22 protein-coding genes are annotated in these 18,745 nt (G+C 70.5%); 15 read left to right on the forward strand and 7 right to left on the reverse strand.

Going from position 1 to position 18,745, the window contains the following annotated elements; translation table 11 throughout:
* Positions 1 to 279: 279 nt before the first annotated feature.
* The 7 genes from ACU5AP_RS05140 to ACU5AP_RS05170 all read left to right on the forward strand — a co-directional run bounded on the left by ACU5AP_RS05140 (position 280) and on the right by ACU5AP_RS05170 (position 6,121).
* Positions 280 to 972, forward strand: coding sequence for a hypothetical protein (locus ACU5AP_RS05140; RefSeq protein WP_128115065.1), 693 nt, complete (start codon positions 280 to 282; stop codon positions 970 to 972).
* A complete protein-coding gene (locus ACU5AP_RS05145; RefSeq protein WP_128718751.1) occupies positions 965 to 1,174 on the forward strand; it encodes a helix-turn-helix transcriptional regulator in 210 nt (69 codons plus the stop codon). The genes ACU5AP_RS05140 and ACU5AP_RS05145 overlap by 8 nt, the downstream gene beginning before the upstream one ends.
* A 106-nt stretch (positions 1,175 to 1,280) precedes the next feature.
* Positions 1,281 to 2,360 (forward strand): quinolinate synthase NadA, encoded by a 1,080-nt coding sequence (nadA, locus tag ACU5AP_RS05150; protein WP_446680879.1) that lies wholly within the window; start codon positions 1,281 to 1,283, stop codon positions 2,358 to 2,360.
* Between the two features lie 160 nt (positions 2,361 to 2,520).
* A complete protein-coding gene (locus tag ACU5AP_RS05155) occupies positions 2,521 to 3,372 on the forward strand; it encodes a metalloprotease (RefSeq protein WP_128718749.1) in 852 nt (283 codons plus the stop codon).
* 4 nt (positions 3,373 to 3,376) lie between these two features.
* Positions 3,377 to 4,945 carry an L-aspartate oxidase gene (locus ACU5AP_RS05160; protein WP_446680880.1) on the forward strand — a complete coding sequence of 523 codons (1,569 nt, stop codon included), beginning with the start codon at positions 3,377 to 3,379 and terminating at the stop codon, positions 4,943 to 4,945.
* Entirely contained in the window at positions 4,946 to 5,821 is an 876-nt protein-coding gene (nadC, locus tag ACU5AP_RS05165) for a carboxylating nicotinate-nucleotide diphosphorylase (protein WP_446680881.1), read from the forward strand.
* 90 nt (positions 5,822 to 5,911) lie between these two features.
* Positions 5,912 to 6,121, forward strand: a complete 210-nt coding sequence (locus ACU5AP_RS05170; protein WP_440229524.1) for a hypothetical protein — start codon at positions 5,912 to 5,914, stop codon at positions 6,119 to 6,121.
* A gap of 9 nt (positions 6,122 to 6,130) precedes the next feature.
* On the opposite strand, the gene ACU5AP_RS05175 is transcribed toward ACU5AP_RS05170, so the two are convergent.
* Positions 6,131 to 7,207 (reverse strand): cell wall hydrolase, encoded by a 1,077-nt coding sequence (locus tag ACU5AP_RS05175; protein WP_446680882.1) that lies wholly within the window; start codon positions 7,205 to 7,207, stop codon positions 6,131 to 6,133.
* 455 nt (positions 7,208 to 7,662) lie between these two features.
* Here ACU5AP_RS05175 and ACU5AP_RS05180 point away from each other — a divergent pair, with 455 nt between their 5' ends.
* From ACU5AP_RS05180 to ACU5AP_RS05195, 4 genes are all read left to right on the forward strand, one after another.
* On the forward strand, positions 7,663 to 7,860 hold the full coding sequence (locus ACU5AP_RS05180; RefSeq protein WP_046652213.1) for a hypothetical protein: 198 nt from the start codon (positions 7,663 to 7,665) through the stop codon (positions 7,858 to 7,860).
* 238 nt (positions 7,861 to 8,098) lie between these two features.
* Positions 8,099 to 8,461 (forward strand): DUF6481 family protein, encoded by a 363-nt coding sequence (locus tag ACU5AP_RS05185; RefSeq protein WP_003166083.1) that lies wholly within the window; start codon positions 8,099 to 8,101, stop codon positions 8,459 to 8,461.
* Between the two features lie 166 nt (positions 8,462 to 8,627).
* On the forward strand, positions 8,628 to 9,104 hold the full coding sequence (locus ACU5AP_RS05190; RefSeq protein WP_446680883.1) for a Dps family protein: 477 nt from the start codon (positions 8,628 to 8,630) through the stop codon (positions 9,102 to 9,104).
* A 74-nt stretch (positions 9,105 to 9,178) separates the two neighbouring features.
* Positions 9,179 to 10,426 carry a cell wall hydrolase gene (locus ACU5AP_RS05195; RefSeq protein WP_223850888.1) on the forward strand — a complete coding sequence of 416 codons (1,248 nt, stop codon included), beginning with the start codon at positions 9,179 to 9,181 and terminating at the stop codon, positions 10,424 to 10,426.
* 14 nt (positions 10,427 to 10,440) lie between these two features.
* Here ACU5AP_RS05195 and ACU5AP_RS05200 read toward each other — a convergent pair whose 3' ends face one another.
* Positions 10,441 to 11,487: a hypothetical protein gene (locus ACU5AP_RS05200; protein ID WP_446680884.1), complete on the reverse strand. Its 1,047-nt coding sequence runs from the start codon at positions 11,485 to 11,487 to the stop codon at positions 10,441 to 10,443.
* A gap of 125 nt (positions 11,488 to 11,612) precedes the next feature.
* Between ACU5AP_RS05200 and ACU5AP_RS05205 the strand changes: the two genes are divergently transcribed.
* Both ACU5AP_RS05205 and ACU5AP_RS05210 read left to right on the forward strand, forming a co-directional pair.
* Positions 11,613 to 12,308: a response regulator gene (locus tag ACU5AP_RS05205; RefSeq protein WP_446680885.1), complete on the forward strand. Its 696-nt coding sequence runs from the start codon at positions 11,613 to 11,615 to the stop codon at positions 12,306 to 12,308.
* Positions 12,305 to 13,636, forward strand: a complete 1,332-nt coding sequence (locus tag ACU5AP_RS05210) for a sensor histidine kinase (RefSeq protein WP_446680886.1) — start codon at positions 12,305 to 12,307, stop codon at positions 13,634 to 13,636. The genes ACU5AP_RS05205 and ACU5AP_RS05210 overlap by 4 nt, the downstream gene beginning before the upstream one ends.
* 16 nt (positions 13,637 to 13,652) lie before the next feature.
* Here the strand turns inward: ACU5AP_RS05210 and trxB are convergent, their stop codons facing one another.
* Positions 13,653 to 14,672, reverse strand: coding sequence for a thioredoxin-disulfide reductase (gene trxB / locus ACU5AP_RS05215; protein ID WP_312294981.1), 1,020 nt, complete (start codon positions 14,670 to 14,672; stop codon positions 13,653 to 13,655).
* Between the two features lie 79 nt (positions 14,673 to 14,751).
* On the opposite strand from trxB, the gene ACU5AP_RS05220 reads away from it, so the two are divergent.
* The gene (locus ACU5AP_RS05220; RefSeq protein WP_076223617.1) at positions 14,752 to 16,257 is read left to right on the forward strand and encodes a TIGR00341 family protein; all 1,506 of its coding nucleotides are present in this window, start codon (positions 14,752 to 14,754) and stop codon (positions 16,255 to 16,257) included.
* Positions 16,258 to 16,282: 25 nt separating this feature from the next.
* Complete coding sequence (locus tag ACU5AP_RS05225; protein WP_088491643.1) at positions 16,283 to 16,561, forward strand: hypothetical protein; 279 nt, start codon at positions 16,283 to 16,285, stop codon at positions 16,559 to 16,561.
* On the opposite strand, the gene ACU5AP_RS05230 is transcribed toward ACU5AP_RS05225, so the two are convergent.
* The 4 genes from ACU5AP_RS05230 to ACU5AP_RS05245 form a co-directional block, all read right to left on the reverse strand.
* On the reverse strand, positions 16,558 to 17,586 hold the full coding sequence (locus ACU5AP_RS05230) for a mitochondrial fission ELM1 family protein (RefSeq protein WP_446680887.1): 1,029 nt from the start codon (positions 17,584 to 17,586) through the stop codon (positions 16,558 to 16,560). The genes ACU5AP_RS05225 and ACU5AP_RS05230 overlap by 4 nt on opposite strands.
* Positions 17,577 to 18,050: a transcription elongation factor GreA gene (gene greA, locus ACU5AP_RS05235; RefSeq protein WP_003166075.1), complete on the reverse strand. Its 474-nt coding sequence runs from the start codon at positions 18,048 to 18,050 to the stop codon at positions 17,577 to 17,579. The genes ACU5AP_RS05230 and greA overlap by 10 nt, the downstream gene beginning before the upstream one ends.
* Before the next feature lie 179 nt (positions 18,051 to 18,229).
* Entirely contained in the window at positions 18,230 to 18,442 is a 213-nt protein-coding gene (locus ACU5AP_RS05240; RefSeq protein WP_003166074.1) for a hypothetical protein, read from the reverse strand.
* 54 nt (positions 18,443 to 18,496) lie between these two features.
* Complete coding sequence (locus ACU5AP_RS05245) at positions 18,497 to 18,712, reverse strand: hypothetical protein (RefSeq protein WP_076223621.1); 216 nt, start codon at positions 18,710 to 18,712, stop codon at positions 18,497 to 18,499.
* Positions 18,713 to 18,745 lie beyond the last annotated feature (33 nt).

Below are 18,745 nucleotides of genomic sequence, written 5' to 3' on the forward strand. Positions count from 1 at the left end.
GGATGAAGCGTGTCCCGGTCTAGGCGATGCTGCGGCGCATGAGAACGAAAATTGCGAATTGGCCCTTCTCCCCTTGTGGGAGAAGGTGGCGGCCGAAGGCCGTCGGATGAGGGGTCTCTCAACCTTGAGCACTGGGCTTTCGCTCAATGGAAGGCGGGGCGAGACCCCTCATCCGTCTCGCTGCGCGAGCCACCTTCTCCCACAAGGGGAGAAGGAAGCTTGGGCTTGCGATGTAACCCATAGGTGATATGTAACCTGCAGGTATCACCGGAGGGGCCGATGGACGACGAGCTGAAGCGGGCGAAGATGAATGAGCGACGGCGGGTGCGGCGGCTGCGGATGATCGCGGCGCTGGGCGGTGTTGGTCTTGCAGTTGCTTTCTGCGGTGTATTTCTGGCCCAGCGTAGCGAAGAGCACGCAGCGACCGTTGGAGCTATCTTGGCCTTGCTCGGACTCTGCGCTGTCGTCGCTTCGGCGGTGCTCGGAATGCACAATGGGCCAGATTCCGACACCATCCGGGTGGAGCGCGCCAAGGAAGGCTATCGCGACCGCGTTCAGAAGAAGCGCGCCGTGGCGATGGCGACCATGCCGTTGTCGTCGCTCATTCTCGTTTATCTGGGCACGAAGTCCGCGTGGGCTATCGCCGGAGGGCAGGGGGATTCGGGCGATTGGCACATGGCTGCACTGTCGCCGGTGGTTTCCGGCTTGTTGCTGTCGATGGTCACGGGTTTCGACATTCGCGCGGACAGAAGGCTGAAGCGGCTGCTGGAGGACGAACTCACCCTGTCATTCAGACGTTCGGCGCTGAACGCAGCTTTGGGCGTGGCGCTGGCGGGGATGGTGGTCGTCTTCGCCCTGGGCCTGTGGAAGCCGCAGGCGGCTGTGGCGGCCATGCCGGGGCTGATGTTCGTCACGGCCTCGGCGGCGGGGCTGCGTTACTGGCAGTTGGACCGGCGGGCCGCCGGTGGCTGATCCGCGTCTGGTCGTGAAGCTGAAGGCTGTCCGCACGGCGGCGGGCCTGACGCAGCAGGAACTGGCCGACCGGGCCGGGCTGTCGCGCAAGACGGTGAACACGGTGGAGAACGGGGTCTTCACCCCGTCGGTGCTGGTGGCCCTGACGCTGGCGCAGGCGCTGGGCGCGCCGCTGGACGCCCTGTTCACCCTGGAAGACTGAGCCGATTTCCCTTGCGCCGTGTGCGGAAGAGCCTACATTGCGCCTGCTTATGCTAAGTTTGAGCATAAGTCGGGGCCGCGCAGACGGCCGATAGGGAGTAGGGACGATGGCGGACGGCGCTTTCGGTCTGTCGAAGGAACTGGCGGAAGAAACCGCTCCGGTGTGGGAGAAGGTCAAGGACCACGTCACCCCGCTGGAATGGCCCGAGCAGGCCCGGCTGATCAGCGAGATCAACCGGCTGAAACGCGAGCGTGACGCGGTCATCCTGGCCCACAACTATATGACGCCCGAGATCTTTCACGGCGTGGGCGACTATGTCGGCGACAGCCTGGGGCTGGCCAAGGAGGCCGCGCGCTCGGACGCCAAGGTGATCGTTCAGGCGGGCGTTCACTTCATGGCCGAGACGTCCAAGATCCTGTCGCCGGACAAGACGGTGCTGATCCCCGACCTGCGCGCGGGCTGTTCGCTGGCGTCCTCGATCACGGCGGCGGACGTGCGGCTGATCAAGGAGCGGCATCCGGGTCTGCCGGTCGTCACCTATGTGAACACCACGGCCGATGTGAAGGCCGAGACCGACATCTGCTGCACCAGCGCCAACGCCGTTCAGGTCGTCGAATGGGCGGCCAAGGAATGGGGCGTCGACAAGGTCATCCTGATCCCCGACGAGTATCTGGCGCGCAACGTGGCGGCCCAGACGACGGTGGGCATCATCGCCTGGGCGGGCCATTGCGAGGTGCACAAGCGCTTCACCACGCAGGACATCGCCGACATGCGCGACGCCTGGCCGGACGCCGAGGTGCTGGCCCACCCCGAATGCCCTGAAGAGATCCTGCGCGCGGCCGACTTCGCCGGTTCGACCGCCGCCATGACCGAATATGTCGAGCAACGTCGGCCCAGGCGGGTGGTGCTGATCACCGAATGCTCAATGGCCTCGAACATCAAGGGCGACGTGCCCGAGGTGGAGTTCGTCGGCCCCTGCAACCTGTGCCCGCACATGAAGCGCATCACGCTGGAGAACATCCGCGACTGCCTGTTGCACATGCAGTTCGAGGTGACGGTGCCGGAAGAGATGCTGGAGAAGGCGCGCCTGGCGGTGCAGCGGATGATCGACCTGCCGCCGCCGTCGAAGCCCGCGCGCTATGACCTGGTCAAGGCGCGGCATCATGTCGATGTGGAGCTGATCTGATGGCCCTGTCCGCAATCCTTCTCCCCTCGGGGGAGAAGGTGGGGCGCGCAGCGCCTCGGATGAGGGGGCTGTCGGATATGGGTGAGACGGCGAGGGTGTGGCTGGCGTCCCCCTCATCCGTCCGGCTCCGCCGTCCACCTTCTCCCCCGAGGGGAGAAGGATGAGCGTCGAGGGGCCTTGGGGGTCTCGCGACGGGTCGAAGTCTGCGCCTGAGCCTGCGCGCGAGGCGACCCGCTACAGCGCGCGCCATGAGGCGCCGTCGCAGGAGGACAAGGGGCAGCACCCTGTCTGGGCGGTGGTCTCGACCCTGCTGATGGCGGGTTTCCTGTGGTTCCTGACCGGCAGCTGGGTCGTGGCGGGGGCGGTGCTGTTCGGCCTGTTCGTGCACGAGTACGGCCATGTGCTGGCGATGAACCGGGTCGGCATGGGGCCGGCGCGCATCTACATCATCCCCTTCCTGGGCGGGCTGGCGAAGGGCCAGCGGGAGCCGAAGAGCGAGTGGCACGGGGTGCTGGTGTCGCTGGCGGGGCCGGCGTTCGGCCTGCTGGCCATGATCCCCTTCGTGGCCGTGGGTCTGGCGATGAAGTCGCCGGAATGGCTGATGGGCGCCTTCTTCATCGCCATGATCAATCTGCTGAACCTGCTGCCTGCGCCGCCGCTGGACGGGTCCAAGGCGCTGGGGCCGGTGCTGACGCGAGTGCATCCGCGGCTGGAGCAGGTGGTGCTGCTGCTCATCGGCGGCCTGGCCGTGTGGTGGGGCGTGTCGACAGGGCGGTTCATCCTGGCGGTGTTTCTGGGGCTGGCGGTGTTCGGCCATCTGAAGCGCGGCGTCTGGCGCGCGGCGTGGGGACAGCTGAGCTGGCCCGAGGCGGGGCGCAGCCTGGCCCTCTATCTGCTGACGGCCGTGGTCTGCGCGGCGGCGGCGATCGGCGCTCTGCTGCCGCTGACGGGCGGGGCGGTCGAACCGGCCTTCGAGATGGGCCTGCGGTTCTTCGGCTTGGGAGGCCGCTAGGCGAATGGCGCGCATCCGGCATGACGGTCCTCTGATCATCGGCGGCGGGCTGGCGGGCCTGTCGGCGGCGCTGGAAGCGGCCGAGACGCTGGGGGCGGACGGCAAGGTGCTGGTGGTGACGCCCGAGCCGTTGCTGAACGCCTGCTCCTCGGCCTGGGCGCAGGGCGGGATGGCGGCGGCCCTGTCGCCGCAGGACAGCGCGGCGCTGCACGCCAAGGACACCGAAGGCGCGGGCGCGGGTCTGGTCGAGGCCGAGGCGGCGCGCGCCCTGACGATGCGGGGACGTGAGACGGTCGAGTGGCTGGCGGCGCTGGGCGCGCCCTTCGACCGCGACGACGACGGCGGTTTCTCGGTCAGTCTGGAGGCGGCGCACAGCCTGCCGCGCGTGGCGCGGGTGGGCGGCGACGGCGCGGGCCGGGCCATACTGTCGGCCGTGGTCGCCGCCGCGCGGGCGACGAAGGCCATGGAGATCTGGGAGAACGGGCGGCTGCGCGGCCTGATCCGCGACATCGATGGACGGGTGCGCGGCGCGGTGATCGAGCGGCGCGGCGGCCGTCTGGACGAGGTGTTCGCGCCCGCCGTGGTGCTGGCCACCGGCGGGATCGGCGGCCTGTTCGAGGCGACCACCAACCCGTCGGCCCTGCGCGGCGAGGGGCTGGCGCTGGCCTGGCAGGCGGGAGCCGAGATTCTGGACCCCGAGTTCGTGCAGTTCCACCCGACGGCGATCGACGTGGGACTGGACCCGGCGCCGTTGGCGACCGAGGCCCTGCGCGGCGAGGGGGCGCGGCTGGTCGATGGGCGCGGCGTTTTCCTGCTGGGCGATCATCCCGACGCCGATCTGGCGCCGCGGGACATCGTGGCGCGGGCGGTGCACGCGGCGCGGGTCGAGGGGCGCGGGGCCTTCCTCGACGCGACCAAGGCGGTGGGCGAGGCCTTTCCGCATGAGTTTCCGGCTGTCTTCGCCGCCTGCATGAGGGCGGGGCTGGACCCGCGCGTCAGCCCGATCCCCGTGGCGGCGGCGGCCCACTATCACATGGGCGGGATCGTCGCCGACGACGAGGGGCGCGCCACGGTTCCCGGCCTGTTCGCCATCGGCGAGTGCGCGGCGACGGGGGTGCATGGGGCCAACCGGCTGGCGTCCAACTCCCTGCTGGAGGCGGGCGCCTTCGGGCGGCGCGCGGGCCGGGCGGCGGCGGCCGAGGTCCAGCCCGAGCGGCGGCCGCTGGCGGCGGCGCAGGCGATGACGGATTTGCCGCCCGAGGCGCTGGCGGCCTTGCGCGCCGCCATGACGCGCCATGCGGGCGTGGTGCGGGACGAGGCGGGGCTGACGGCGCTGCTGGCCCTGATCGACGACCTGGCGAAGGCCCATCCGACGGCGGCGTGCCTGGCGGCGGCGCGGCTGGTCGCCGAAGGGGCGCTGAACCGGCGCGAAAGCCGGGGCGGCCACTATCGCCGCGACTTCCCCGACAGTCTGCCGAGGGCCGAGCACACGCGGATGCGCGCAGCGCCGGCGCCGGCGCGCGACGAAGAGGCCGAGGCGGCGACGCTCGCCGCCCTGGCGGCCGTGATCTGAATGACGAAGGACGTTTCCGTGACCCGAACCTTGCCGGACCTGCTGATCGAGCCCGTGGTGCGCATGGCGCTGGCTGAGGATCTGGGCCGCACCGGCGATGTGACGGCGCAGGCCTGCATCCCCGAGGACGCCCGCTTCAGCGCCGTGTTTTCAGCGCGTCAGGCGGGGGTGATGGCCGGCGGGGCGGTCGCGCGGATCGCCGCCCACGCGTTGGACCCGCAGGCGACGGTGACGGTGAAGGTCGCCGACGGCGAGGCGTTCGAGGCCGGAGCGGTGCTGGTCGCGGTCGAGGCGAACGCCCGCGCCCTGCTGGCGGCCGAGCGGACGGCGTTGAACCTGCTGGGCCGGATGTGCGGCATCGCCACCCTGACGCGGACCTATGTGCAGGCGGTCGCGGGGACGAAGGCCCGCATCGCCGACACGCGCAAGACGACGCCGGGGCTGCGCGCGCTGGAGAAGCACGCGGTGGCCTGCGGCGGCGGGCTGAACCATCGCTTCGGTCTGGATGACGCCATCCTGATCAAGGACAACCACGTCGCCGTCTGCGGCGGGGCGGGCGAGGCGGTGCGCCGCGCCAGGGCCTTCGCCCCCCACCTGATGAAGGTCGAGGTCGAGGTCGACAGTCTGGATCAGCTGGACGAGGTGCTGCCCGAGCGGCCGGACGTCGTCATGCTGGACAACTTCAGCCTGGACGACATGGCCGAGGCGGTGCGGCGGGTGCGCGACAGCGCCTTCGGGCCGGTGGTGCTGGAGGCGTCGGGCGGGGTGAACCTGAGCACCGTCGCAGGCATCGCCGCGACGGGGGTGGATGTCATCTCCGTGGGCGCCCTGACCCATTCGGTCATGCAGCTCGACATCGGCCTGGACGCCGGCTGAGCGGACGCGGACCGGGGTTTTTCGGGGAACGGGCCCGGCGGGGGGCCGTTTTCATGGTGCGGGAGGGCGCGACCTCGAAGGAGAGACGCCATGACCAGGGCCCCACAGCCGCCCAGGGAGCAACGCAGCTTCGCCGATCGCGGCGCCCAGCTGAAGGATGAGGTCGCCGCCGATCGGCGCGACCGGGCGAACGGCGTGCAGTCCGGTCAGCCGGGCGACGCAGACGTCAACCTGAGCCAGCAGGGGCGCTACGGCAATCTGCAGCAGAATCTGACGACTCACCGCCAGACGCACCCTTGAGGCGCGCGATCAGGCCTCGGCGTTGACCGTGACGGGTGCGGCGGCGGGCTTCGGCGCGGCCGGGGGCGTCGCCGTCGGTGGGGGCGTCGCGGAGGCGCGCGGCGCGGCGACCGGACGCTCTTCCGTCTTGCCGCCGGAGGTCAGGGCTTCGCGGGCCAGGACGGCGGTGTAGGCCACGGCGCCCGAGGCGTTGCGGGCGGTCTCCACCGGGTCGAGGCTGGCCTGGATCAGGCGCGGAGCCTGCTCGGCCGGACCCGACGGGCGCGGGTTGTAGGCGAAGGCCTGGCTGCCGCCCGAGCGGCCGCCGAAGCGGTAGAACAGGTGGTCGCCGACCTGGTTCACGCGCACCAGGCTGTTGCGCCACGACGGCGAGACGGCGGTGGTGTGGAAGTGGGTGGCGTTGCCGACGGCGGCGAAGACCTGGCCCGACAGAGCCTTGGTCGCCACTTCGCGGGCGCGGTTCCAGGCGGCGCGATTGACGCGGCCGCGCATGGCGCCGTTGCAGGTGAAGCTGAACTGGCAACCGGTGCTGCGATTGGCGCCCTGATAGACGACGCTGCAGACGGTGTTGGGGAAGGCGGGATGGCGGGCGCGGTTCAGCACCACCTGGGCCACGGCCTTCATGCCGTCGCGGCCTTCGCCGCGCGCTTCATAATAGACGGCCTGGGTCAGGCAATCGAGGTCGCGTGACTGGTCCAGGGCGCCGTCAAGGCGGAAGGGACGGGCGGCGGAGACCTTGGTCGCGGACTCACGGCGCAGGCCGTCCTGGCCCTGAAGCTGCTCCAGGCGGGCGGTCAGCAGTTCGGCCTGGCGGTCGCGCTGGGCCGAGCCGGCGACGGAATAGGGGTCATGGCGATGGGCGATGGTCAGGGCGCTGGCGTCCAGGCCGCCGGCCGCCTGGGCCAGGGCTTCCTGGGTGTAGCCGCCGGCGCCGGCGTCCTGCAGGCGCTCGGCCTGGGCGCGCACGGTCGAGGCCTGGGCGGCCAGGCCGCCCAGATAGGCCCCTCCGACTGCGAGGCCGACGACGCCGCCGAACGCCGCCGCAGCCGTCGTGGGGCGCAGGCGGAATGAGCGGGCGGCGTGCATCAGCGCACGCGTCTGCGAGGAGAGAAACAAAGGCGTAGTCCTGTACAACAGGGCGAGGATGCCGCCCCCGTAGATCCCGAACCCCGGCGACAAGGACGCGTCGCGCTTAAGCAGGTCGGGCGAACGCCGACTGAACGCCGGCCCTCGAAGGCGGGCCTTTATCCATCCGATCATGGCCTCAATGTGACTGATTCGCTAGAATTGCAATTTCCTCAGCATAGGGAAAGCGACATTCAGTCATTATTTGGATTGTTTTTAATCGTGACGAAATTGCGCCTTAGAATTTCTTACGAAGACTGTATTTATATGCTGATGGAAGATTGGCGCTGATGTGCGTGGGGCGCGAATAAGCTATTGATCAGGGTGTGACAACTTGTTCGTCAGAGTCGCGCCATAGATGGGAACCCGCCTGCGACTCTCGCGTTGCAAGCTGTGCTATTTCAAGGAGTTGACCCATGACCCGCATCGCTTCCCGTCTGGCCGTCGTGGCGCTGGCCGGGGCCGGAGCCCTGGCGCTGTCGGCCTGCGGCCACAGCATTGAACAGAAGGCCGCCACCGGCGCGATCGCCGGGGCCGTGGTGGCCGGTCCGGTCGGAGCGGCGGTCGGCGGCGCCGCCGGCGCGGCCGTCGGCCACGCCCAGAAGCCGCACTGATTCATCGACATGGATGCGGCCGCGTCGAGCGGCCGTGTTCTGCGTTCTGGCGGCCCCATCGCCGCTAAATCCCATGAAAACGGGCCGTAGAGCTTGATTTCGGCGTGAAATTCGGCTTTGGCCTCGCGCCGGGTCGAGCGCGTCGAGATGCGCCTTCCGGCCCGATCTGCGGCCGTCGCCCTGGCGATCGGCCTTTTTCGTCATATCCATTCCCTATTAAGGACACCCGCCTCTCAGCATGCGCGACCTCAAGAACACCGGCTTCAACGACCGCCTGTCCGCCCAGAAAGACGCCAAACAAGCCCTGCTGGCCCGGTTCAAGCCGAAGCCGACCGTTCAGGATCCCGAGTTCGAGAAACTCGCCGAAAAGCGCGCCGCCGAGAAGGAAGCGATCCGCCAGCAGCACGAACTGGCCAAGGCCGAGGCGCGCCGCGAGAAGGCTGAGAAGGAAGCCGCCCGCCTGGCCGCCGAAATGGCCGCCCAGGAAGAGGTCGACGCCGCCAAGCGCGCCGCCCGCAAGGAGCGCAAGCAACTGACCAAGGAAGAGCAGAAGGCGGCCCGCGACGCGCGCTACGCCGCCCGCAAGGCGCGCCAGCGCTAAGCACGCGCCATGCCCCCTCCTTGACCGGGAGGGGCAACGCTCAAGCGGCCATCGCGTTACAGGGGCGAAGATTCCTGCGACGCGTCGCCGCCGACCTCTTGGATCGTGCGTTCGGCGACCTAACTGCAAGGCTGATCTTCACACAGCACTGCCAACGGGAGCCGTCATGAACGCCATCGACACCGGTCTCAAGCCCAAGGAACGCGCCGACGTCGCGCGCGAACTGTCCAAGGCCCTGGCCGACAGCTACGCCCTCTATCTGAAGACGCACGGCTATCACTGGAACGTACGCGGGCCGGAGTTCTTCAGCCTGCACAACCTGCTGGAAGAGCAGTACCGCGAGATCTGGGCCGCCCTGGACGACATCGCCGAGCGCATCCGCGCCCTGGGCGCACTGGCCCCGCAGAGCGCCTCGGCCTTCGCCAATCTGACCTCGATCAAGGACGGCGATCCGGAGAAGGATGCGTCCGAGATGCTCAAAGAGCTGATCAAGGACCACGGCGTGGTCATCTCGACCGCGCGCGCGGCCCTGGACGCCGCCGACGAGGTGGGGGACGAGGCCTCGGTCGACCTGATGACCCAGCGTCTGGCCGCCCATGAAAAGGCCGCCTGGATGCTGCGCTCCAGCCTGGGCGATCGTTAAGCGGCGAGGAGATCGCCGCTTCCGCCTCACGGAACGGTAATCTTCGCGTCTGAAAAGCGCCGGATTGGGCGGTCATGCAGATCGCTGATTTCCGGCGCCGTCAGACGCCGCTATACGGACACCGCATGAACCTCGGCCGCCTTACGCCGCTGAAGACGACCGGACGCCGGGCTGTGGCAGCGGCGCCCGCTGCCATGGCCGTGACCCTGGCGGCGATGGGCGTGGCCATGTCGGCCAGTTCGACCCCGCGCCCCGACATCGACCGCACCGCCGAAGCCGTGGCCCGCGCCACGGGCGGCGACCTGGGGCCGGACGGCCTGGCGGCGGTGACGGCGCGGATGGATGCGGGGCAACTGGCGATCGCGCGTCGGCACGACCCGGCTCTGGGCCTGCCCGAGCTTTACGGCCTGACCCCCGGCTGGGAGAGTCTGACCCTGGGCGGCAAGCCCTCCTTGGATCAGGGCGTGGCCGGCGTCGCGGCGCAGCAGTTGAACGCCGCCATGCCCAACGCCTTGGGCGCGCTTCAGCCCGCGCGGCCTTTCCTGTTCCGTCCGGCGGACGAGGCGTCGCGTCGGCGCGCCCTGCGCTGCCTGACCCAGGCGGTCTATTACGAGGCGGCGCTGGAGCCGACCGAGGGGCAGGAGGGCGTGGCCCAGGTCGTGCTGAACCGGGTTCGCGATCCCAACTATCCCTCCAGCGTCTGCGGCGTCGTCTATCAGGGCGCCGAGCGGACCACGGGCTGCCAGTTCAGCTTCACCTGCGACGGCTCCCTGGCGCGGGGCCCGGTGCGCTGGGCCTGGGATCGGGCCGAGCGGGTCGCGGTGCGCGCCCTGAACGGCCATGTGTCCGAGCGCGTGGGCACGGCGACCCATTACCACGCGGATTATGTCCACCCCTGGTGGTCGCCGAGCCTGGCCAAGATCACCCAGGTCGGGGCGCACATCTTCTATCGCTGGAAGGGCGCGGCCGGTGAGACGGCCGCCTTCGTCACCGCCTATTCCGGCCGCGAGCCGTCGATCGACGAGGCCCGCTTCGCCCAGTCCCGCGTTCTGCTGGCCACGGCCGCCGACAGCGTGGAAGCGGCGCTGGAGGGCGCCAGGTCGGGCGAACTGCGCACGGTCGAGATCGACGGCCAGACCCGCGTGGTGGGCGTCGCCAGCCTGGGCGGCCGCCGCCAGGCCGGCAAGGATGAGATCGCCGCCATCAACGAACGGCTCAAGGCCTTCGAGAGCGGCGCCGTCCCCAGCGTGACCGTGACCGCCCCGCCGCCTGCGGGCGTCACCCCCATGGCGGTCGAAGAGGTCGGCAAGCCTCAGGGTTGAGGACGGGCGATCGCCTAAACGCCTAAGGCGTAATCTCGCCAGCCGTCGCTGAGGGCGGAGAGGGTCGAGGGCAGGCCATGGGCTGCGCCGTCAGACGCCAACCAGTCTTCGAAGCTGCGTCCGTCCGCCATCGCCTGGGCGATGACGGCCAGGATGGCCGGGTGGTCTGAGATGCGGATCAGATAGTCGGCGAAGACACGGGTCTGGATGTAGAAGACGCGCTCGAGCGCGGCCGGGCGAGGACCGGCGCCCGCCGGGGTGAAGCTGACGCCGACGCCGCCTTTGACGGCCAGTTCGGGCGCGACCGCGACGGCGCGCGCCAGACCGGGATGCTCGCGCGCCAACAAGCCGGGCAGGTCCAGCAGTATGGCGCGGCCGTTGATGGGACCGACGGCGGGGACGGCTTCTCCCTTCATCAGGGCGCGGAAGTGGTCGCGGCGCTGGGCGGCGGTCGGCTCGTCTTCCAGAATGACGGCGGCGGCTTCGTCCAGCCAGTCGGGGCCGGGGCCGCCGTAGTGGCGCGGGGCGGCGTCCGCCGCGGCCCGTTCCGGCCAGAAGGCGGCGGTGAACCACAGGTGACCCAGTTCATGCGGGACCATGCCGGCGTCCAGCGCGGCCTGGGCCTTGGCGTCGGGGATCTGGGACAGGGCGCGGGCGACGACTTCCTCGGTCTGGGCCGGGCTCATGTTCTGGGAGGCGGCGAAACTGCGCGCGCCTTGTTCGATGCTGCGGCGCGCCGCCTCGTCGAACGCCCGTGGCGCGGGCCAGGGCAGGATGTGAGAGAAGCCCGCGGCGTTCAGCGCGGTCCGGTCGGGCAGGGGCGGGGTCGAGACGACGACATAGGGGGCGATGTCGCGGTCGAAGCGGGTGCTGAAGCGGGCTTCGCCCGCGCGCGCGTAGCTCACCAGCCGTTCCGCTTCCGCTGGCGAGGCGGCCAGGGCGACGCCGTGATCCGCCGCCGCGCAACTGAGATCGGGCGCAGCACGCAGAGCGCGGGCGCACATCGGATCGGGGACCGGGGAGGGAGCGGTCGAGGTCAGCAGCAGGACGAGGGCGAGCATGGGCGTCTCCGAAGATGGGAAGACAGGCTCGTGGGCGTTCGTATCGCCTTCATGTCGGCTGCGGGCGCTTGCCGAGGGCGTTCCGACACACGAGAGATACAAGGGGGAAGAAGAAAAGGGGGAGCATGGACGCGACGGCCGACATTCTGATCGTTGATGACGACGCCAGCCTGAGGGCGGCGCTGCAGGACTATCTGTCGGGCGCCGGCTATGCCGTGCGGACCGCCGACAGCGGCGGGGCGATGGACGCGCGGCTGGCCGAGGCCGCGCCGGACCTGGTCGTTCTGGATGTGATGATGCCGGGCGAGGACGGGCTGTCGATCTGTCGACGGCTGCAGGGGCGGGCGCCGGTGCTGATGCTGAGCGCCATGGGCGAGACCACCGACCGCATCGTCGGGCTGGAGGTCGGGGCCGCCGATTATCTGCCCAAGCCGTTCGAGCCGCGCGAGCTCCTGGCCCGCGTCCGCGCAGTGTTGCGTCGCCCCGCCCTTCTGGACGAGGCGACGGATCGACCGCTGATCTTCGAGGGCTGGACGCTGGAGGTCGAGACGCGGCGCCTGAACGATCCGGCGGGAGCGCCGGTCGAGCTGACAGGGGGCGAGTTCGCCCTGCTGCTGACCTTCCTGCGATCGTCTGGGCGCATCCTCAGCCGCGATCAGATTCTGGAGAACACCCACGGGCCGCTGGCCGAGAATTTCGACCGAGCGGTCGATCTGGCGGTCAGCCGCCTGCGGCGCAAGCTGGACCGGCCGGGACAGGCGCCGTTGATCGAGACGGTGCGCGGGGCGGGCTATCGCTTCCGCACGCCGGTGCGGGGATGAGCATCCGAAGCCTGTCCATTCGCACCTTGGCGGCGGGCTTCACCGTCGCGGCTATCCTGCTGAGTCTGACGGTCGCCTTCGTCATCGCCCTGGCCTTTCCCGCCCCGTCGCCCGCACGGGTGACGCTGGCCGAGGTCGAGGCGGCTGTGACGGGAGACGCGGAGACCGGCTGGCGGCGTCGCGTCGTCGCCGCGCCGCCGTTCAAGGCGGCGCACGAGGGGCAGGCCCTGGTGGCTCAGGCCGGGCTGGCGGTGCTGCTGGACGCTGAGGTGCGGGTGCGGCCGTTGAACCCCGAGCGCGCCCCGGCGGGCGGGCCGTCTGCGCCGTCAGGGCCGCTTTCCGAGGGGATGAAGGCTCTGCTGACGAGCATGGCCCTGTCGCCGGGAATGAGCTTTGCGCCCTTCGAGGCGGCGGCGCGTCAGGCGGACGGGCGCTGGGTCGTGGCGACGCCGCCGTCGCCTTGGCTGACGCCGCAGCGTCTGCGCATGGCGCTGGCCTTCCTGACCGCCGCCGCTGTCCTGATGCCGCTGGCCTTGTGGGGCGCCGGACGGTTGACTGCGCCCTTCCAGCGGCTGGCCGAGGCGACGCGGGGGGACCGTCGTGCGGCGGCCTTCGTCGGCGGCCCGCGCGAGGCCCAGGAAGCGGCCCGGGCGCTGGACGCCATGCGCGACCGTCTGGGCGAGGCGCTGAAGGAGCGCACCGCCATCATGGCCGCCGTCGCCCATGACCTGCGCACGCCGCTGACCGGCCTGCGTCTGAGGGTCGAGGGGCTGGCGGCCGCGCCGCGCGAGGCCGCGGCGGCCGACATCGCGCGCATGGAGCGGCTGATCGCCCAACTGCTGACCTATGTGCGGGGCGAGGATGCGCCGTGGACCCTCGAGCCTGTCGACCTGGCGGATCTGGCGCGCGAAATGGCGACGCGGCAGGTCGCAATGGGGCGGGACGTGAGGCTGGCGGCGGACGGCGAGTATCTGGTCAACGGCGATCGGGACCAACTGGACCGGGCGCTGTCCAACCTGATCGACAACGCGGTGCTGTACGGCGATCGAGCCGAGGTCGCCGTGATGTCCGAGGAGGGCGCGGTCGTCTGCATCATCGACGATTCAGGGCCGGGCCTGCCGCCAGATCAGCTGGAAGCGGTATTCTCGCCGTTTCACAGGCTGGAGGCGTCGCGCAGCCGCGCCACGGGCGGGGCGGGGCTGGGCCTGGCGATCAGTCGGTCGATCATCGAGCGCAGCGGCGGCGGCGTGGTCCTGGGCGATCGCCCCGAAGGCGGGCTGCGGGCGACGGTGCGCCTGCCGCGGGCGGCGCCCGCCCTGTCGGATTAGGGCGGGGCCTGAGGCCTCACCAGGCGCCGATCTTCTCGGCTTCCTTGTGGCTGATGGGATGGTGGGCGGCCTTGTGGTCTTCCTCGGCGAGGAAGCGGGCGGCTTCGAGGGCGGCCATGCAGCCCATGCCCGCCGCCGTCACGGCCTGGCGATAGACGTCGTCGGTGACGTCGCCGGCGGCCCAGACGCCTTCGATGGCGGTCGCCGCCGTGCCCGGCTTGACCCGCAGATAGCCGCCGGAATTGGTTTCCAGCTGGCCCTTGAACAGTTCGGACGAGGGGGCGTGGCCGATGGCGATGAAGACGCCGTCGGCGGGGATTTCGCTGATCTCGCCGGTCTTGACGTTCTTCAGGCGCACGCCGGTGACGTTGCGGGCCACGCCGTCGACGACGCCGACGATCTCCTCGACGGCCACGTCCCAGATCACCTTGATCTTGGGATGGGCGAACAGGCGGTCCTGCAGGATCTTCTCGGCGCGGAACTCGTCGCGGCGGTGAACCACGGTGACGGTCTCGGCGAAGTTGGTCAGGAACAGGGCTTCCTCGACGGCGGTGTTGCCGCCGCCGACCACCACCACCTGCTTGCCGCGATAGAAGAAGCCGTCGCAGGTGGCGCAGGCCGAGACGCCGAAGCCCTGATACTCAGCCTCGGAGTCCAGACCCAGCCATTTGGCCTGGGCGCCGGTGGAGATGATGACCGTCTCGGCCAGGATCTCGGCGCCCGAGTCCAGCGTCAGGCGGAAGGGACGCTGGGACAGGTCGGCCTGGGTGACGATGTCGTGGATGACCTCCGTGCCGACGTGCTCGGCCTGGGCCTGCATTTGCTGCATCAGCCAGGGGCCCTGGATGGTCTCGGCGAAGCCGGGATAGTTCTCGACGTCCGTGGTGATGGTCAGCTGGCCGCCGGGCTGCAGGCCGGCGATGATCACCGGGTTCAGCGAGGCGCGAGCGGCGTAGATGGCGGCGGTCCAGCCGGCGGGGCCGGAACCGATGATGGCGACGCGGACGGTGCGGGCTGGGGCTTTGGCTTGGGTCATGGCTCCTATTTAGGCGCTGATTCCCGATTTCGCGACGCCTGTCGTTCCGTCACGCTTCATGGAGGGATATGAAACGGGTATGACCGCCGAAACGCCCGCCGCCGCCCAGACCCGAAACCTGCTGCGTCGTCTGCTGGTCGGCGCCCGCCGCGGCGTGGATCACGCCGAGGCGGCCGCCGCCGTCTATGAGAACGGCGGGCTGAGCGGCCGCTATCTGATGATGACGGTGATCTCGGCCGCCATCGCGGCCCTGGGCCTGATGCTGTCGTCGCCGGCGGTGGTGATCGGGGCCATGCTGGTGTCGCCGATGATGGGGCCGATCGTGGCCATGGGCTTCTCCCTGGCCCTGCTGGACTGGAACGAGTTGAAGCAGTCGCTGACGGCGCTGGGCGTCGGGGTGGGGCTGGCCCTGTTCGTGGCGATCCTGCTGACCCTGCTGTCGCCGCTGAAGGAGCCGACGGCCGAGATCCTGGCCCGCACCCGGCCGAACTTCTTCGACCTGCTGATCGCGGTCTTCTCCGGCATCGCGGGCGCCTATGCGGTGATCCGCCAGCGCGGCGAGACCATCATCGGCGTGGCCATCGCCACCGCCCTGATGCCGCCGGTCGCGACGGTGGGCTTCGGTCTGGGGACCGGCGACCTGTCGATCGCGGGGGGCGCCTTCTTCCTGTTCATGACCAACCTGGTGGCCATCGCCCTGGCGGCGACGGTGACGGCGGGCTTCTACGGCTTCCGGCCGCGTCTGCTGGAGCGGCCCAAGCCCTGGCGCGGGGTGGCGGTCATGGTCGTGTTCGTCCTGCTGGCCGTGCCCTTGGCCCTGTCGCTGCGCAGCATCGCCCTGGAGAGCCGGGCCACGGCCGAGACCCGGGTGGCGGTCGAGGACATCTTCGCCGGCGCCGAGTCGCGCATCACCCTGCTGGACGCGCGCAGCGAGGGGCGCGGCGTGACGGTCTCGGCTCTGGTCAGCACGCGCAAGCTGGTGGCCGACGCCCAGGCGCGGCTGCAGGAGCGGCTGACCGGCGCCCTGCACGTGCCGGTGTCGGCGACCCTGGACCAGATCGTCGTGGCCGATCCGCAGGCGGCGGCGCGCGCCGTGCAGACCAGCCAGTCAGCGGCCCCTGATCCGGCGGCGGCCCTGCGCAACCGCCTGGCCGAGGCCGTGCCCTTCGCCACCGATGCGGTGATGACTGACGCCGAGGGGCGGCGGGCCATCGTCCTGCTGCGGCCCGATGCGGGGCTGGACCTGGACAGCGCCTATGCGCTGGAGGCGGCCCTGCGGACGCGGTTCGACGGGGTGGACGTGTGGGTGACGCCGCCGGTGCAGGAGCCGAAGGCGGTGGACCTGGGCGACGCCGAGGCGCGCGCGCGCATGGTCTGGGCCCTGGCGCGCTGGCGGGCGGCGCCGGCGGTGAGCCTGTGCCGACCGGCGCCGGGCGCGCCCGCAGCCGAGGGACGCGAGGCCCAGCCGGACGCCGGACAGGTCTTCCTGGCCGAACTGGCGGCGGCGGGGGTGTCGATCCGTTCCGAGAGCGGGCCGACCTGTCAGCGCGGCGATCAGAACATGGCCCGGCTGTCGCTGGGCTAGTTCGGGTTTTCAACGAGGGGACGAGATGAAACAGGTGAACAAGGCGGTCTGGATGCCGGTCGGCATCGGCGCGGGCATCGCGATCGGCGCCGGGATCGGCGCGGCGACCGACAATCTGGCGATGTGGCTGGCGCTGGGCGTGGCCATCGGTTCGGGTCTGGGCGTGGCCCTGATGGGGCTGAGCGGCGTCAAGCGCGCGGACAAGAAGACCGAAGAGGCTGCGCCGCTGACGGACGGCGTTCCCTGCGTGAACAGCCACCACAGCGACGGTTCCGACGGCGGAGGCGACGGCGGCGGCGACTAGGCGCGGCGCGTCGCCGCCAGCACGGCGCGGGCGGCGCGCTCGGTCTCGTTCAGCGGCTCATAGGTCCAGGGCGCCAGCGACCCGTCGAAGGGTCGGGCGGCGCCGCGCGCCTGAAGATCGGCGTGCAGGCGGGCGAACTTGCCCGGCGCCTTCTTCGCGACCATCGGCAGGATGTGGACGGGCTTGCCGGTCGAGGCGGCCTCGGTCGCCATGTTGGCGCTGTCCTCGGTGACGAGGATGTGGTCGGCGCTGTCCAGCATGGCGAACAGGGGATTGTCGCCCTCGCCGTCCCAGATCCAGCCGGGCAGGGCCGACAGGCGCTCGGTCATCGCCGCCTTGGCCGCTTCGGGCGTGCGGCGCGAATAGGTCAGCAGCAGGGCGCCGTTCGCGGCCGATACGGCCTTGGCGATCCGGTCGGCCAGTTCGGCGGCGTGGGCGGGGGGCAGGTCGAAGGCGGCGGACGCGCCGCCGACCATCACCGCCACGCGCGGATGGGGCAGGGGGGCGATGCGTGCGGCGAAGGCGGGCGCGGCCTCGGCCAGTCTTTCACGGGTGATGCGATGGGGGCTGCCGGTGATCGACAGGACGTTGGGGCCGCTCAACCCGTCGTGGGCGGGGGCGACGATCAGGTCGTAGCGGTCGTTGCGCCAGCGCGGATCCTGGGTCTGGACGACGAAGGTCTTGCCGCCGCTCCAGCCGCGCACGCGCGCCGACAGCGGCAGGCTGGCGCGGCCGGTGGCGATCCACAGGTCGGGCCATTCGGTCACGTCGCGCGGATCGAACGACCCCGGCGCCAGCATGGCGGGGGTCTTCAGCGCCGACGGCCAGCGGTCGAAGGCGGGGCGCCAGCGGACGGTTTGAACCGTGATCTCGGCCGGGGTCAGGCGGGCGACCGCCTCGGCCAGCCCTAAGGCCTGGTTCTGGATGCCGGTGCGGCCGTCGGACACGACCCAGATGGAAAGAGGGCGCGCGGCCAAGCCGCGCGCCCTGCCTTCAGCCTCGATGTCGGCGGAGGTTACTTCCACTCGACCTTGAGGATCTCATAGGCCTTCACGCCGCCGGGCGTGTTGACCTCGACCACGTCGCCGACCTCTTTCGAGATCAGGGCGCGGGCGATCGGCGAGGCGATGGAGATCTTGCCCAGCTTCACGTCGGCTTCGTGTTCGCCGACGATCTGATAGACGCCTTCTTCCTCGGTGTCCTCGTCCACGAAGGTGACGGTGGCGCCGAACTTGACCTGGTCGCCCGAAAGCTTGGACACGTCGATCACCTGGGCGCGCGACAGCTTGTCCTCGATCTCGGCGATCGAGCCTTCGATCCAGCCCTGGCGTTCCTTGGCGGCGTGGTATTCGGCGTTTTCAGACAGATCGCCATGTTCGCGGGCTTCCGCGATGGCGGCGATCACGCTGGGTCGTTCCACCGACTTCAATTGCTTGAGTTGATCGTCGAGGGAGCGATATCCCTCGGCCGTCATCGGCACTTTTTCCATTGTGTCGTGAGTTTCTTGCTACGCCCGAAGACAGGTGAGAGACGTTCCGGTACCGCTGCGGCCACGGGGGCGTTGCGTGACCGGGGAAGGAAGTTAGGGCGCCCGACGCCCAAACTCAAGATGGCGAAACGGCGCCATGCCGCGCGACGCAAGCGCGCAGCCGTGTTTCGGCGGTTTCCCTACGGCCCGGAGGGCGGGGCGGGCGGGGATGACGGCCCGCGCGCCTTGCTGAAGGCGCGCCGCAGGGCGCTCCAGGCGATGAAGCCCAGGGCGGCGACGGCCAGAAGCATGAAGACGCCCGATACGACCGCGACGCCCGCGGCGATGAAGGCGATGACGAGACAGACGGCCGCGAACAGGGCGGCGATGACCTGGATAACGGACAAACGCATGAAGATGTTAACGCCGTCGGCCGATCCGGGTTTCCTCGGCGGGACGACGCGCCGTCAGCGGCGCCGTCCGCTCCAGCGCTGACGCCGGTGCGGCGCGCGGGCGCCTGCTCCACCCGTCCCGGCGCTCTGGACCGGCGCGCGGCGGCTCTTCCACAGCCGCCAGGCCAGGGTCGCCAGGGCGATCTTGCCCGCGTGGCGGGCGGCCATGCTGCGGCCCCGGCGGGACAGCAGCAGGCCGCCCAGCAGGGTGGAAAGGCGGGGCAGGGGCATCGGCGGCGTCTCCTCGGGAAGCGGAACCTGCCT

The sequence above is a fragment of the Brevundimonas sp. RM1 genome (assembly GCF_052907225.1).